Source organism: Mycobacterium tuberculosis H37Rv (genome assembly GCF_000195955.2).
In the GTDB taxonomy this organism is placed as follows: domain Bacteria; phylum Actinomycetota; class Actinomycetes; order Mycobacteriales; family Mycobacteriaceae; genus Mycobacterium; species Mycobacterium tuberculosis.
Genome location: NC_000962.3, coordinates 1551227 through 1565425, shown reverse-complemented (window position 1 = coordinate 1565425; position 14199 = coordinate 1551227). Strand labels below are relative to the sequence as shown.

The following is a 14199-nucleotide window of genomic DNA, read 5'->3' as shown; positions in this document are numbered from 1 at the left end:
CTACTCGCCCTCGGTGTGCTCGAGCAGATCGGCGTGGATCTCGCGCAACGCGATGGACAACGGCTTCTCTTGCAACCCCGGCTCAACCAGCGGACCGACATATTCGAGGATGCCCTCGCCAAGCTGGTTGTAGTAGTCGTTGATCTGCCGGGCACGCTTTGCCGCATAGATCACGAGGGCGTATTTGCTCGAGACGCGGTCCAGCAACTCGTCGATGGGCGGATTGGTGATGCCCAGCGGGGTGTCGTAGCCACCTGATGCACCTGACGACGGATCGAACTGATCCACGGCGGGGACGGCGGCCAACGACGCGTCGGACTGCGAGATACTCACGTGAAATTTCTCCTGGCGGCGTAGAGCGGCTTGGAAAGCTAAATACTGACTAGTCACGACGTGGGTCACGGGGAGCCCGGTGCCGTTCCCACCAGCAAGGATACCAATTCCGCACACGCAGACTCTAATCGCCTGTTCACCACGACCTTGTCAAAGTCGCCCTGCGCTGCCAATTCGATCCGCGCGGTGTCCAGGCGGCGTTGGATAACGTCAGCTGTTTCGGTGCCGCGGCCAATCAGTCTGGCCTGAAGATCCTGCCAGCTAGGTGGCGCCAGAAACACGGTGACAGCCTCGGGCATCGTCTTCTTGATCGCCCTGGCCCCGGCCAGGTCAACCTCGATAAGCACCGGCACACCAGTCGCCGCGGCCGCCCGCACCGGCTGGGCCAAAGTGCCCGACCGGTGCAGGCCGCCGTGGATTTCTGCCCATTCCAGCAACTCACCCTGGTCGATGAGCTGCTGAAAGCGGGTGGGGTCGATGAAGTGGTAGTCGACACCGTCGACCTCGCCCGGGCGTGGCGCCCGCGTCGTGGCCGAGACACTGAAATGCAGATTCGGGATCCGCTCGCGCAGACACCGAACCACCGTGGATTTGCCGACCGCGGAAGGACCGGACAGCACCACCACACGTCCCACTGCCGCCGGTTGGCCACGCGCGGTGGGCTTGGTGTCCGGTCCCTCGCCGACGCTCACTGGCGCTCCTGGGCGGGTTCCCCCCACGGGGCGTTCGGCCTGAATTGTGAGCTGGCCCTGTCAGGCCGCCTCTCCCCCGTATGCGGGGGTACGCCCACCACAGGCCTTCCGGCCCGCATCGTCGGCCGGCGGGGTTAGGCGGAGCCGAACTTTTCCAGCAGGGCCTTGCGCTGACGGTCACCGAGGCCACGAAGGCGGCGGGTGGGCGCAATTTCCAGCTCGGTCATGATCTCCTGCGCCTTGACCTTGCCCACCTTTGGCAAGGCCTCAAGCAGCGCAGACACCTTCATTTTGCCCAAGACTTCATCGCTCTCCGCGTCCTTGAGGACCTGGGTGAGGTTGGTGCCGCCACGCTTGAGCCGATCCTTGAGCTCTGCTCGCGCTCGACGTGCGGCAGCAGCCTTCTCCAACGCGGCCGCGCGCTGCTCGTCGGTCAACTGGGGAAGGGCCACGATTCCTCCGTCTCTCATCGATATCAATCGATCGTTGTTTGTCCCGGCCGGGTACGCCGGCCAGCGCAGACGACCGTACTCAGGCTTCCTGACGAAATCTAACCCGACCCCCTGGTTTTGGGGACAAACGTGCAGCGTGGGAGTAGCACGTGCCACCGGCCAGCGGTCCGCCGGGCGACCTCGAAGGCCTCTCGACGGAGCCCCGTGTCCGTGCCGGCATGGCTGGCATGGGACATGAATAGTGTTGCCTAACAATGGATTTCGGCTTTCCGGACCTGCTCAACCGGTCGACGACGGCCGACGACTGGTGGCGGCAGGTGGCGTCGCAACTCGCAGTGCCGGGGATCACTCGCGGTTGGGCGACCTATCGCGCGTGTCGCGCCATGGTTGCGTCAACGCAACCCTGCCAATTTTCGCCGACATCTCCGCGGTGCAACCCAACAAGGATCATCGTGGCTGCTAGTGCCCCAAACGCGGGTGCTCAGCATCATCGGACATTGCCCTGACGATAGCTCTCGAGTGCTCTCTCAGCTGTTTGCCAGCCACTGCCCAGTCAGCTATCAGCGATGCTCGTCGAACACGCCCTGATCATGGGTCCAGGTGCCGGGCATCATCGGCATCGTTGGGCCGCCGCCGAAGTCGTCACCGGCCAGCGTGGTCAACCCCGCCGCTTTCACGACCGCCTCTTTGCGCACCGTGCCAGCAAATCCGATAGGTCCCGCACCACAGTCGGACGCCCGGGCACCCGGCTGGTGCTCTGGGGCCGGAGCTGCCGCGTCGAAACCCATGTCCATCGTGACGAATTCGTCACGATGGCCACGTGCCTTCGCCGCCGAGCGGCCCCGCCGTGCAGCACGCGCCTGCGCACGCGCCGAGGCCTGGGCCGCCGACTCGGCTGCAGCGGAATCGGACGCCGCGGCCTTGGCGTGGGCCGACTGTCCCGAGCCGAACCCTATTCCTGGGCCGCCACCGCCGACCAGGTAGGGCGGGAAGCCTCCGAAACCAGTCGCCGGCGGCGTCGGGCCGGCTGCGGTGGCGCCGGCCGCTGCCGCCGGTGCGGGTGCTGAGGCGGGGAGCATGCCCGGCGCGGCGACTGCAGGGCCCACCCCGGCGACCGCCAACATAGGCGGCGCGGCCGCGACGGGTGTCAGCTCCGGTACAACGGCGGGTATCGCAGCAGACGGAATGGCGCTCAGGCCGGATAGGCCCGCCAAACCAGTTATTGCTCCCAGGTGGGCGATGACGCCAGTGAGGGCAGCCGACAGCAACTGCGGGTACTGGCCCAGCCAGGTAGCGATCTGGGCTATGTGCGTCGGCAAATCCACCACAACGACGTAGAGGAGGAACTGAAAAGCCCCAGTCGGATTGGTGAACAACAGTTCGCCAAATTGTTCACCATCCTGAAAAAACTCGAGGCCTCGAGCCAGCCACCAGATCGCGTGACCGGGGTAGACGTAATCGTCGTAGTCGAGTCCGTTGAGGGTGCCGTTGACGGGGTCCCAAACAATGCGGCCCGCGCTGACGCCACGCAGGATTTCGGCAAAGAAGTTATCGATCATCCTGGCGTGACCGCCATGACTGTGACCGCCATGGTTGTGGCCGTCTTCATCGGAGTCCTCCCCGGTGTCGGGGAGCAGTTCATCGGATTTCAGGATCAGCGGCGGGGGGCTGGTGTGCGGCATCGCGGAGAGCGCCGATCTGGAGACTGTTGAATAGGTCGCCATCGTGGTGGCGGCCCGAACCCACATCTCCACGTACTCGGCCTCATTGATCGCAATGGGAATGGTGTTGATGCCAAAGAAATTGGTCGCTACCAACACCGCGAGCTTGATTTGGTTGGCGGCCAGTTCGACCTGAGTAGGCATCAGCTCTACCGCGGCAGTGTAGGCCTCGATGACGACGTGTTGCTGGGCGGCCATTTCCACGCAGTCGGCGCTGGCTTGGATCAGCCACGCCAGAAACGGCATGTACGCGGCGACAAACGCCTCGGCGGCTTGCCCCTGCCATCCCTCGGAGGCCACCACCCCCAACAATTCCTCGACCTCTGATGCCGCTTCTGCGTATTGGGCGCTGAGCTCCCCATTCTGCGTGGCGGAGATCAACATCGGCCCAACGCCCGCACCGTAGTTCAGCATCGCCGAGTGCACCTCGGGAGGGAAGGCTATCCACGGCTCGGTCATAGCCCACCGCTGAGATACGACGCCGCCGCCAGCGCATCCCTAGCGGCATAACTGGCACCCGATTCGGCCACCCCGACCCCCGAGCGGCCGAGCTCCTCAACCCCCTGAGCGGCCATTGCCACATGCTGACTACCGTGAACGCTGAACTCAACGGCGTTGCACACCGAAACCGAGTCGGACCCAGGCGGGATGACCGCCGCGATAAACGGGGCCGCCGCGGCGTGCGCGGCGGCCAGGCGAGCGGTCACTGCTTCGATGGCAGCGCTGGCGCCTGCCAGGCTTTCGGGAACGACTCGCAACGTCACGACACAGACTCCATCTGTTGGGGGTTCAACGGGGATTCAACCGGACACTTAGCGCCACTATTGAATATGAATATCATTTGAACGAGAGGTTAACACAGCGTGACGACGGCCCAGGGCGGTGAGTTTGGTCACACGAGCGCTGGGCTCACCACCCCATGCTGGTGGGATTTAGCGGCGCGGTGGCAGGGCACCCGCTACACGGCAGCGAGATAGGCGACGGCATCGCGCATCCGTTCGCCCGCGGCGCGCAATTCGGGCACGCCGGGGCCGGCCCGCAAGACCTCGCGCGCCACCGCGGGCAACAGCTGGCTCGATGCGGCCCCGCCCAGACCGCCCAGCGCCTCCGGGCGCCCGCCCTGCACCCCCACGCCGGGCACCAGCACCGGCCCGGTGAAGGCGCTGAGATCGGGGGCCTGTGGCGCCGTTGCGCCGACGACCACGCCGATGGATCCGGGCCCGGGTCCTGCCGCCTCGTTGGCCGCCCCCACCTGGTCCACGACCAACTGGGCCACGCTGCGGCCGTCGGCGGCGGCATTCTGCACCGCCGCACCCTCGGGATTGGAGGTGGCCGCCAGCACGAACACCCCTCGGCCGTGGGCGGCCGCGACCTCTAGCAGCGGCCGCAGCGAACCGAAGCCCAAATAGGGCGAGGCCGTCACGGCGTCGGCGGCCAGCGGCGAGTCGCCCACCCAGGCCGTCGCATACGCCGACATGGTCGCCCCAATGTCGCCGCGCTTGGCGTCGGCCAACACCAGCACGTCTGCGGCCCGCAGTTCCGCGATGGTGCGCTCCAGCACCGCGAATCCGGCAGCCCCGTATGACTCAAAAAACGCCACCTGCGGTTTGACCACCGCGAAATCAGCGAAGGCCCGTACGCAGATGTCGCAGAACGCGGCCAGCCCGTCGGCCGTGGTCGCCAGATCCCAGCCCCGCAGCAGCTCGGGATGCGGATCGATGCCCAGACACAACGGGCCGCGGCGTGCCTTTGCCTCGGCCAACCGGAGACCGAACCCGGTCACCGCTCGACGCCCCCGATCACCCGGTGCAGCTCCTGCAGGGAGCGCACCCCGATGTCGCCGCGGATCCCGGCCTCTATCCCCTGCACGGCGGCGGATGCGCCCTGCACCGTGGTGATGCACGGGATGTTGCCGGCCACCGCCGCCGAACGGATCTCATAGCCGTCGATGCGCGGACCGGAGTTGCCATAGGGAGTGTTGATCACCATGTTGACCTCGCCGGCTCGGATCGCGTCCACCGCCGACATTGTGGGGCGGCCGGGCTGCGCCGGCTCGAAATGTTTGCGGACGTCGTCGCAGGGAATACCGTTGCGGCGCAACATCTCTGCGGTGCCTTCGGTGGCAAGGACGCGAAAACCCAGGTCGGCCAATCGTTTGACCGGAAACACCAGCGACCGCTTGTCCCGGTTGGCCACCGACACGAACACTGTGCCCTGGGCCGGCAGCGACCCGTAGGCGGCGGTCTGGCTCTTGGCGAACGCGCTGCCGAAGTCGCGGTCGATGCCCATCACCTCGCCGGTCGATTTCATCTCCGGGCCGAGTAGCGAGTCGATGGCGGCCCCGTCGGCGCGCCGGAACCGGTGAAACGGCAACACGGCCTCCTTGACCGCGATGGGGGCGTTTCGCGCCGCGTGGGCGCCATCCCCGGTGACCGCCAGCAAGCCTTCGGCGCGCAGCTGGGCAATGGTGGCGCCCAACATGATCCGGGCGCATGCCTTGGCGAGTGGCACCGCTGTGGCCTTGGATACAAACGGAACGGTACGGCTCGCTCTCGGGTTGGCTTCCAGGACGTAGAGCACGTCATCCTTGAGCGCGTACTGCACGTTGAGCAGCCCCACCACGCCGATGCCGTGCGCAATGGCTTCAGTGGCCTTACGCACCTTCGCGATGTCGCTGCGGCCCAACGTGACCGGTGGCAGCGCACAGGCCGAGTCACCGGAGTGGATGCCGGCCTCCTCGATGTGCTCCATGATCCCGCCGATATAGACCTCGGCGCCATCACACAGCGCGTCGACGTCGATCTCGACCGCGTCCTCGAGGAAGCGGTCGACGAGCACCGGGTGTTCGGGGGATAGCTGAGTGGCGCGGGTGATGTAGCCCTGCAACGTTTCTTCGTCATACACGATCTCCATGCCGCGACCACCGAGCACATACGACGGCCGCACCAGCACCGGATAGCCGATCTCCTCGGCGATCCGGCGGGCCTGGGCGAAAGTGGTTGCGGTGCCGTACTTTGGCGCCGGCAGTCCGGCGGCGCTCAGCAGGTCGCCGAACGCGCCGCGATCCTCGGCCAGGTCGATGGCCTCCGGTGGGGTGCCCACGATCGGGACCCCGGCGTCGGCGAGCCGGTGCGCCAGCCCGAGCGGGGTCTGGCCGCCGAGCTGCACGATGACGCCGGCCACTCCCGGGCCACCGCTACCGGATTCCATTTCGGCGTGGTAGACCTCCAAGACGTCCTCGAACGTCAACGGCTCGAAGTACAACCTGTCCGCGGTGTCGTAGTCGGTGGACACCGTCTCCGGGTTGCAGTTGACCATCACGGTCTCAAAGCCAGCCTGGCTCAACGTGGTTGCCGCGTGTACGCAGCTGTAGTCGAACTCGATACCCTGGCCGATCCGATTGGGCCCCGAACCGAGGATCAGCACCTTGGGCCTTTCGGTCTGCGGGGCCACCTCTGTTTCGGCGGCGGGGTCGAGCTCGTAGCTGCTGTAGTGGTAGGGGGTTTGGGCTTCGAACTCCGCCGCGCAGGTGTCCACCGTCTTGTATACCGGGTGGATGCCCAGGCGCACGCGCAGTGACCGCACGCCGGCCTCGCCGGCCAATTCCGGTCTCAGCGACGCGATCTGGTGATCCGATAGTCCGCTGTGCTTGGCGCGCCGCAGCAGCTCGGCGTTCAGCACGGGTGCCGCGACGAGTTCGTTGCGCAGATTGACCAGCTCGTTGATCTGCGCGATGAACCACGGGTCGACACCGCTGGCCTCGGCCACCCGTTCCACCGTCGCACCCAGCCGCAACGCCAGCTCGATGTCGTAGAGCCGGCCTTCGGCCGGGGTCCGCAGCCGGGTCAGGGCTTCCTCGATGCCGCCGTCGGGATCCGGTGCCGTCCAGAACCCGGCGCGGGTCGTCTCCAGCGAGCGCATCACCTTGCCGAGCGCCTCGACGAAGTTGCGGCCCAACGACATTGCCTCACCGACAGATTTCATGGTGGTGGTCAGGGTGGGATCGGCACCGGGGAACTTCTCGAACGCGAACCGCGGCGCCTTGACCACCACGTAGTCCAGGGTGGGTTCGAAACAGGCCGGCGTTTCCCCTGTGATGTCGTTGACGATCTCGTCGAGGGTGTAACCGATGGCCAGTTTGGCGGCGATCTTGGCGATCGGAAAGCCGGTCGCCTTGGACGCCAACGCACTGGAACGCGACACCCGCGGGTTCATCTCGATGACGATCAGCCGACCGTCGCGCGGGTTGACCGCGAACTGGATGTTGCAGCCGCCGGTGTCCACACCCACCTCGCGCAGGATCGCGATGCCCAGGTCGCGCATCCGCTGGTATTCCCGGTCGGTCAACGTCATCGCCGGCGCGACGGTGACCGAGTCGCCGGTGTGCACACCCATCGGGTCGACGTTTTCGATCGAGCACACCACCACCACGTTGTCGTGGCCGTCGCGCATCAGCTCGAGTTCGAATTCCTTCCAGCCGTAAATCGATTCCTCGATGAGCACGTTGGCGCTGGGCGAGGCCGCCAGCCCGGCGCCGGCCATCCGGTCGACCTCGTCGGTGGAGTACGCTATCCCCGAACCCAGCCCGCCCATGGTGAAGCTCGGCCGCACCACCACCGGCAGGCCGAGCTCGGCGACCGTCTCACGCACTTCGGCCATGGTGAAACACACTCGGCTCCGGGCGGATTCGCCACCGGCCTTGGCGACGATGTCCTTGAACCGCTGCCGGTCCTCGCCGCGCTGGATGGCGTCGAAATCGGCGCCGATGAGTTCCACGCCGTACTTTTCCAGCACCCCGCTCTCGTACAGCGCGACCGCGGTGTTCAGCGCGGTCTGCCCACCCAGGGTCGCCAGCAGGGCGTCGATCTTGTTGCCCCGCTCGGCCTGTTGGGCGATAACCCGCTCCACGAACGCCGGGGTGATGGGCTCTACGTAGGTGTGGTCGGCGAACTCCGGGTCGGTCATGATGGTGGCCGGATTAGAGTTCACCAGGCTGACCTGCAAGCCCTCGGCGCGCAGCACCCGGCACGCCTGAGTCCCGGAGTAGTCGAACTCGCACGCCTGGCCGATGACGATCGGCCCGGAGCCGATGACCAGCACGTGGTGCAGATCGGTGCGACGGGGCACTAGCGGCCCTCCCCTGCCATCAGCTCCACGAACTGGTCGAACAGGTACTCGGCATCGTGCGGGCCGGCGGCGGCTTCCGGGTGGTATTGCACCGAAAACGCCCGCCCGTCAACGAGCTTGACGCCTTCGACCACACCGTCGTTGGCGCAGGTGTGGCTGACCACCGCGGGACCGAACGGGGTGGCGAAGGATTGGCCCGCCTCCCCCTGAAGGGCGAAGCCATGGTTTTGCGCGGTCACCGCCACCCGACCGGTGGCGTGGTCGACGACCGGGATGTTGATGCCGCGGTGCCCAAACACCATCTTGTAGGTCGACAGGCCCAGCGCGCGGCCCAGGATCTGGTTGCCGAAACAGATGCCGAACAACGGGATTCCGGCGCCCAGCACCTCGCGGGTAAGCGCGACGACGTGATCGGCGGTGGCCGGGTCGCCGGGGCCGTTGGACAAGAACACGCCATGCGGGTTGAGTTCGGCGATCTGCTCGAAGGTGGTCGATGCCGGCAGCACATGGCAGCGAATCCCGCGCCGGGCGAAGTTACGCGGAGTGTTGGTCTTGATACCAAGATCTAGGGCGGCCACGGTGAACCTCGAAACACCCGGTGGCCCGTCGGGTTCGACGACATACGGCTCCGCGGTGCTGACCTCGCCGGCCAGATCGGCGCCCAGCATCGACTGTTGTGCTCGCACCCGCGCGATCAAGTCGGCAGGCTCGGCCAGCGCCCCGTCGGAGAACACCCCCGCCTTCATCGACCCGCGGCTGCGCAGATGGCGCACCACGGCCCGGGTGTCGATGCCGGCGATCCCGACGATGCGCTGGCGGATGAGTTCGTCTTCCAACGTGCCGGTGGCGCGCCAGTTGGACGCGCGCGGCGACGGGTCGCGCACCGCGTAACCGGCGACCCAGATCCGCTCCCCTCGGCTTTCGGAGTCCTCGCCGTTCCAGCCGGTGTTGCCGATCTGCGGCGCGGTGGCCACCACGATCTGACGGTGATAGCTGGGATCGGTCAGCGTCTCCTGATAACCGGACATGCCGGTGGAAAACACGGCCTCCCCGAGCGCTTGTCCGGTCGCGCCGAACGGCCTGCCGGTGAACACCCGGCCGTCTTCGAGGACCAATACGGCTTTGCTCAAACGGGTTCCTCCAGCCACTCCTGGTATTCGTCGCGGTTGTCTGCCCGAAACCCGACATCGATCTCGGTGCCGGACGGCAGTCGCCAACGGATCGCGAGTATCCCGATGCCGGCCACCACCTTGCCGGCGACGCCGCGTTCCATGCGAATGGCGGCGATCGACTCCGTAGGAATCCAAATCGGCTGAGCCCGTGCGCGTTCCACCATGATGCCCGACGGATACCGGGTGAGCACCGCCTTGCTGCGATACCCGAGATCACCGACGGTGACCCGCTCGTTCCAGGCCGGCGACAGCGTGGCGCCCACGTACAGGCCGCGGGTGGTGACCGTGGCCGAGCTCACGTGCTCGGGCACGTCGGGCAAGTCGCCGAGCAGCTCCGCCTGCCGCTCCGAACGGCGCCGCCAGCCGCGCATCATCAGCCGAGCGAGCACCGCGATCAGCATGACGAGCACCGCCGCGAAGATCAGCGACCCCGCCAGCGTGCCGGAGTTCATGCCCGGATCTTCCCGTCGCGCGCGGTCACCTTCCCGCGCAGCAGGGTCGCGGTCACGGTGGCGGGCAGGCTCATCGACTCAAACGGCGTGTTGGCCGACCGGCTGGCCAGGTCGGCGCCGGTGACCGTCCAGGTGGCGTCGGGGTCCACCACCGTCAGGTTGGCCGGCTCCCCCACCTCCAGTGGCCGGCCCTGATCGGGCAAGCGTGCGATGCACGCCGGGTTCTCACTCATCACCCGCGCGATATCGCGCCAACTCAACAAGCCGGGCGCCACCATTGTCTGCACCACCACCGACAATGCCGTCTGCAACCCGAGCATGCCGGGCCGGGCCGCGGCGAATTCGACGCATTTCTCGTGCTCGGCATGCGGGGCGTGATCTGTGGCCACACAGTCGATGATCCCGTCGGCCAGCGCCTGTCGCAGGGCGACCGCGTCGGAAGCTTCGCGCAGCGGCGGGTTGACCCGGTTCACGCCGTCATAGCTGGCCAATCTGGCATCGTCGAGCAACAGGTGGTGGGGGGTGACCTCGGCGGTGATCGAAATACCCTGGTCCTTAGCCCATTTCAGGATTTCGACGGTGCCCGCGGCCGACGCGTGACAGATGTGCACCCGGGCGCCGGCGTCACGGGCCAGCAAGGCGTCGCGGGCGACGATCGATTCCTCGGCGGCCCGCGGCCATCCCGCCAGGCCCAGCCGCGCCGCCATGGGTCCCTCGTGCGCGACGGCGCCGACCGTCAGCCGGGGCTCCTCGGCGTGCTGGGCGATCAGCACGCCCAAACCGGTGGCATATTCCAGGGCGCGGCGCATGATCAGCGGGTCATGCACGCAGACCCCGTCGTCGGAGAACATCCGCACCTGGGCGGCGCCGGCGTTCATCATGCCCATCTCGGTCAGCTCGGCTCCGGCCAGCCCGACGGTGACCGCGCCGACGGGGTGCACGTCGACCAGGCCGACCTGCTGGCCGCGGTGCCAGACGTGGTCGGTGACCACCGGGCTGTCGGCCACGGGGTTGGTGTTGGCCATCGCGAACACCGCGGTGTAGCCGCCCAAAGCGGCCGCGGCCGAACCGGTTTCGATGTCCTCGGCATACTCGCGGCCCGGCTCGCGCAGATGGGTGTGCAGATCGACGAACCCGGGCAGCAGCACGTGTCCGGTGGCGTCAATGACATCGGCCGTATCGGGGATCGCCAGATCCGGTCCTATCTGGGCGATCTGGCCGTCATCGACGAGTACGTCGACCCGCTCCCCCTCGCCGTAGGGCCGCACACCACGAATCAGCACGCTCACGCCGCACCCTCTTTACCGGCATCCTGCGCTCCCACCAGCACATGGAACAGCACCGCCATCCGCACCTGGACTCCATTGGAAACCTGTTGCAGCACAGCCGATTGCGACGAGTCCGCGACCGAAGATGTGATCTCCATGCCACGCACCATCGGTCCCGGGTGCAACACCACGGCGTGGCCGGGAAGCATCGCCTGGCGCCGCTCGGTTAGCCCGTAGCGGACCGAGTACTCCCGTACGGACGGGAAAAAACCGCCGTTCATCCGCTCGGCCTGTACCCGCAGCATCAATACCGCGTCGGCGGCGGGCAGCTCGGCATCGAAGTCGTGGGAGACGGTGGCCGGCCAGCCGGTCACCCCGACCGGTAGCAATGTGGGTGGCGCCACCAGCACCACCTCGGCGCCCAGGGTGTCCAGCAGCATGACGTTGGAGCGGGCGACCCGGCTGTGCAGGATGTCGCCGACGATCACGATGCGCCGGCCTTCGATGCCGCCGAGGCGCTGACGGATGGTCAGCGCATCAAGCAGCGCCTGCGTGGGGTGTTCATGAGTGCCGTCACCGGCGTTGATCACCGCCGGCCCATCGTTGTGGGCGCCGGTCCACTGCGCCAGCAGATGGGCGGCGCCGGACGCGGGATGGCGGATGATCAGCGCGTCAGCCCCGGCCGCGCGCAGGGTCAGCGCGGTATCCCGCAGCGACTCACCCTTGCCTACCGAAGATCCGGCAGCGCTGACGTTGATCACGTCGGCGCTCATCCACTTACCCGCTACCTCGAACGACACCCGGGTGCGGGTGGAGTTCTCATAGAACATCGTGACGACGGTCCGGCCCCGCAGCGTCGGCAGCTTCTTGATGTCGCGACCGACCAGCGCCTGCGCAAACCGGTCGGCGTCGTCGAGGATGGCGGTGGCGTCGTCGCGGCTGAGGTCGGCGGCGGTCAGCAGGTGCCTTGGGGTCATCGCGAGATCACCACGCCGTCACGGCCGTCGTGCTCGCGCAGCCGCACGTGCACGCTCTCGCTGCGCGAGGTCGGAACGTTCTTGCCCACATAGTCGGCGCGCAGCGGCAGTTCCCGGTGACCCCTGTCGACCAGCACCGCCAATTGCACCGCCCGCGGCCGGCCCACGTCGCGCAGCGCGTCCAGGGCGGAACGCACCGAGCGCCCGGAGTAGAGCACGTCATCGACCAGGATCACCAGCGCGTCATCGATCCCACCGGCCGGGATCGACGTCGACGCCAAGGGCCGCGGCGGCTTGATCATCAGATCGTCGCGGTACAGGGTGATGTCCAGCGCGCCATGGCCGACGTGGATGCCGCTGTATTCGGTGATATTGCCGGCCAGGCGATTCGCCAGCGTCACGCCACGGGTCGGGATTCCCAGCAGCACCACCCGCGGCGCGTCGGGTCCGACTGGGTCATCTAACGCGGTCTTCTCGATAATCTGATGCGCGATGCGCGAAATCGTGCGGCCGACGTCGGCCGCGGACATCAACTCGCGGGACTCCCGGCCGATTGCGGCATCACCCGCAGCACCCATGGGAAACCTTGACCTCCTTCTCCGCCTCTCTGGACGGATCGTTAAAGGATGTCGACCGCTCGGCAGCGTAGCACTCGCACGCTGCGGGCCCGCGGTGCGGTGGCCGCGGTGGCCCAGGCCTGCTATACTCGAACACATGTTCGATTTAGTGAGCCTCGCGGGCGTGGATTCGCGCGACGATGAGGCGAGCCTGACCGCGCGGATCGCCGAGCTGGAGCGGGTCAAATCGGCCGCGGCCGCCGGTCAGGCACGTGCTGCGGCGGCGCTGGACAAGTTGCGTCGCTGCAATGAGGCGGATGCGGGGGTGCCGGCACGGCGGCGCGGGCGTGGGGTGGCCAGTGAAGTAGCGCTGGCGCGACGGGATTCGCCGGCGCGCGGCGGGCGCCACCTGGGGTTCGCGAAGGCGTTGGTGTATGAGATGCCGCACACACTCGCCGCGCTCGAGGTCGGGCGGCTATCGGAGTGGCGGGCCACGCTGATCGTGCGGGAGTCGGCCTGCCTGGACGTCGAGGATCGCCGCGCACTCGACGCCGAGCTGTGCGCCGACATGTCCGCATTGGACGGGATGGGTGATGCGCGGATCGCCGCCGCGGCCCGGGCGATTGCCTACCGGCTCGATGCCCAGGCGGTGGTGGAGCGGGCCGCCAGGGCCGAGACCGAACGCACGGTGACGATCCGCCCGGCCCCCGACACCATGACCTGGGTGACGGCGTTGCTTCCGGTGGCCCGAGGCGTGTCGGTCTATGCGGCGCTCAAGCGGGCCGCCGACACGACATTCGACGATCGGACACGGGGCCAGGTAATGGCCGACACGTTGGTCGAGCGGGTCACCGGACAACCCGCCGAGGCGGCCCAACCGGTAGCGGTCAACCTGGTGCTCTCCGACGAGACACTGTTAGCTGGCGACCGCGCCCCGGCGGTGGTCGACGGGTATGGCCCCATCCCGGCGGCCGTGGCCCGCAACCTGGTGCGCGACGCGGTTGCCGATACGCGGTCACGGGCCACGCTGCGCCGGCTCTACCGTCATCCGCGCTCGGGGGCCTTGGTGGCGATGGAATCGCGGGCACGCCGGTTCCCGAAGGGGCTGGCCGCGTTCATCGGGTTGCGCGATCAGCGCTGTCGCATGCCCTACTGCGATGCCCCGATCCGCCACCGTGACCACGCCCAGCCGCATCATCGAGGCGGCCCGACCACCGCGACCAACGGCCTCGGATCGTGTGAACGCTGTAACTACGTCAAGGAAGCTCCCGGCTGGCGCGTCAGCACCGACACGGACGAAACCGGCCGTCACACAGCTGAATTCACCACGCCCACCGGGATGTACTATCACTGCACCGCGCCACCACTGCCCGGGCCGTTGGAGATAGACGTTAGCCAGGTGGAAGCCAGAATCGGTGTCGCCCTCACCCACCTACACGCCGCCTAAG

The 14199-nt window shown here is 67.4% G+C and carries 13 protein-coding genes; 1 reads left to right on the top strand and 12 read right to left on the bottom strand.

Annotated elements, in window-relative coordinates; genetic code table 11:
* From rpoZ to pyrR, 12 genes are all read right to left on the bottom strand, one after another.
* Positions 1-333, bottom strand: coding sequence for a DNA-directed RNA polymerase subunit omega (gene rpoZ / locus Rv1390; RefSeq protein ID NP_215906.1), 333 nt, complete (start codon positions 331-333; stop codon positions 1-3).
* Between the two features lie 65 nt (positions 334-398).
* Positions 399-1025, bottom strand: a complete 627-nt coding sequence (gene gmk, locus Rv1389) for a guanylate kinase (RefSeq protein NP_215905.1) — start codon at positions 1023-1025, stop codon at positions 399-401.
* Between the two features lie 134 nt (positions 1026-1159).
* Complete coding sequence (gene mihF, locus Rv1388) at positions 1160-1732, bottom strand: integration host factor MihF (protein NP_215904.1); 573 nt, start codon at positions 1730-1732, stop codon at positions 1160-1162.
* Positions 1733-2037: 305 nt separating this feature from the next.
* On the bottom strand, positions 2038-3657 hold the full coding sequence (gene PPE20, locus Rv1387) for a PPE family protein PPE20 (RefSeq protein ID YP_177806.1): 1620 nt from the start codon (positions 3655-3657) through the stop codon (positions 2038-2040).
* On the bottom strand, positions 3654-3962 hold the full coding sequence (PE15, locus tag Rv1386; RefSeq protein YP_177805.1) for a PE family protein PE15: 309 nt from the start codon (positions 3960-3962) through the stop codon (positions 3654-3656). Before PE15 ends, PPE20 begins: the two co-directional genes overlap by 4 nt.
* A gap of 194 nt (positions 3963-4156) precedes the next feature.
* Positions 4157-4981, bottom strand: a complete 825-nt coding sequence (gene pyrF / locus Rv1385; protein ID NP_215901.1) for an orotidine 5'-phosphate decarboxylase — start codon at positions 4979-4981, stop codon at positions 4157-4159.
* Positions 4978-8325 carry a carbamoyl-phosphate synthase large subunit gene (gene carB / locus Rv1384; RefSeq protein YP_177804.1) on the bottom strand — a complete coding sequence of 1116 codons (3348 nt, stop codon included), beginning with the start codon at positions 8323-8325 and terminating at the stop codon, positions 4978-4980. Before carB ends, pyrF begins: the two co-directional genes overlap by 4 nt.
* A complete protein-coding gene (gene carA / locus Rv1383; protein ID NP_215899.1) occupies positions 8325-9455 on the bottom strand; it encodes a carbamoyl-phosphate synthase small subunit in 1131 nt (376 codons plus the stop codon). Before carA ends, carB begins: the two co-directional genes overlap by 1 nt.
* Entirely contained in the window at positions 9452-9949 is a 498-nt protein-coding gene (locus tag Rv1382) for a hypothetical protein (protein ID NP_215898.1), read from the bottom strand. Before Rv1382 ends, carA begins: the two co-directional genes overlap by 4 nt.
* Positions 9946-11238, bottom strand: coding sequence for a dihydroorotase (gene pyrC, locus Rv1381; protein ID NP_215897.1), 1293 nt, complete (start codon positions 11236-11238; stop codon positions 9946-9948). Before pyrC ends, Rv1382 begins: the two co-directional genes overlap by 4 nt.
* Complete coding sequence (pyrB, locus tag Rv1380; protein ID NP_215896.1) at positions 11235-12194, bottom strand: aspartate carbamoyltransferase; 960 nt, start codon at positions 12192-12194, stop codon at positions 11235-11237. The genes pyrC and pyrB overlap by 4 nt, the downstream gene beginning before the upstream one ends.
* Positions 12191-12772: a bifunctional pyrimidine operon regulatory protein/uracil phosphoribosyltransferase gene (gene pyrR, locus Rv1379; RefSeq protein NP_215895.1), complete on the bottom strand. Its 582-nt coding sequence runs from the start codon at positions 12770-12772 to the stop codon at positions 12191-12193. The genes pyrB and pyrR overlap by 4 nt, the downstream gene beginning before the upstream one ends.
* Between pyrR and Rv1378c the strand changes: the two genes are divergently transcribed.
* Positions 12771-14198 carry a hypothetical protein gene (locus Rv1378c; RefSeq protein NP_215894.1) on the top strand — a complete coding sequence of 476 codons (1428 nt, stop codon included), beginning with the start codon at positions 12771-12773 and terminating at the stop codon, positions 14196-14198. The genes pyrR and Rv1378c overlap by 2 nt on opposite strands.
* The last annotated feature ends 1 nt before the right edge of the window (position 14199 follow it).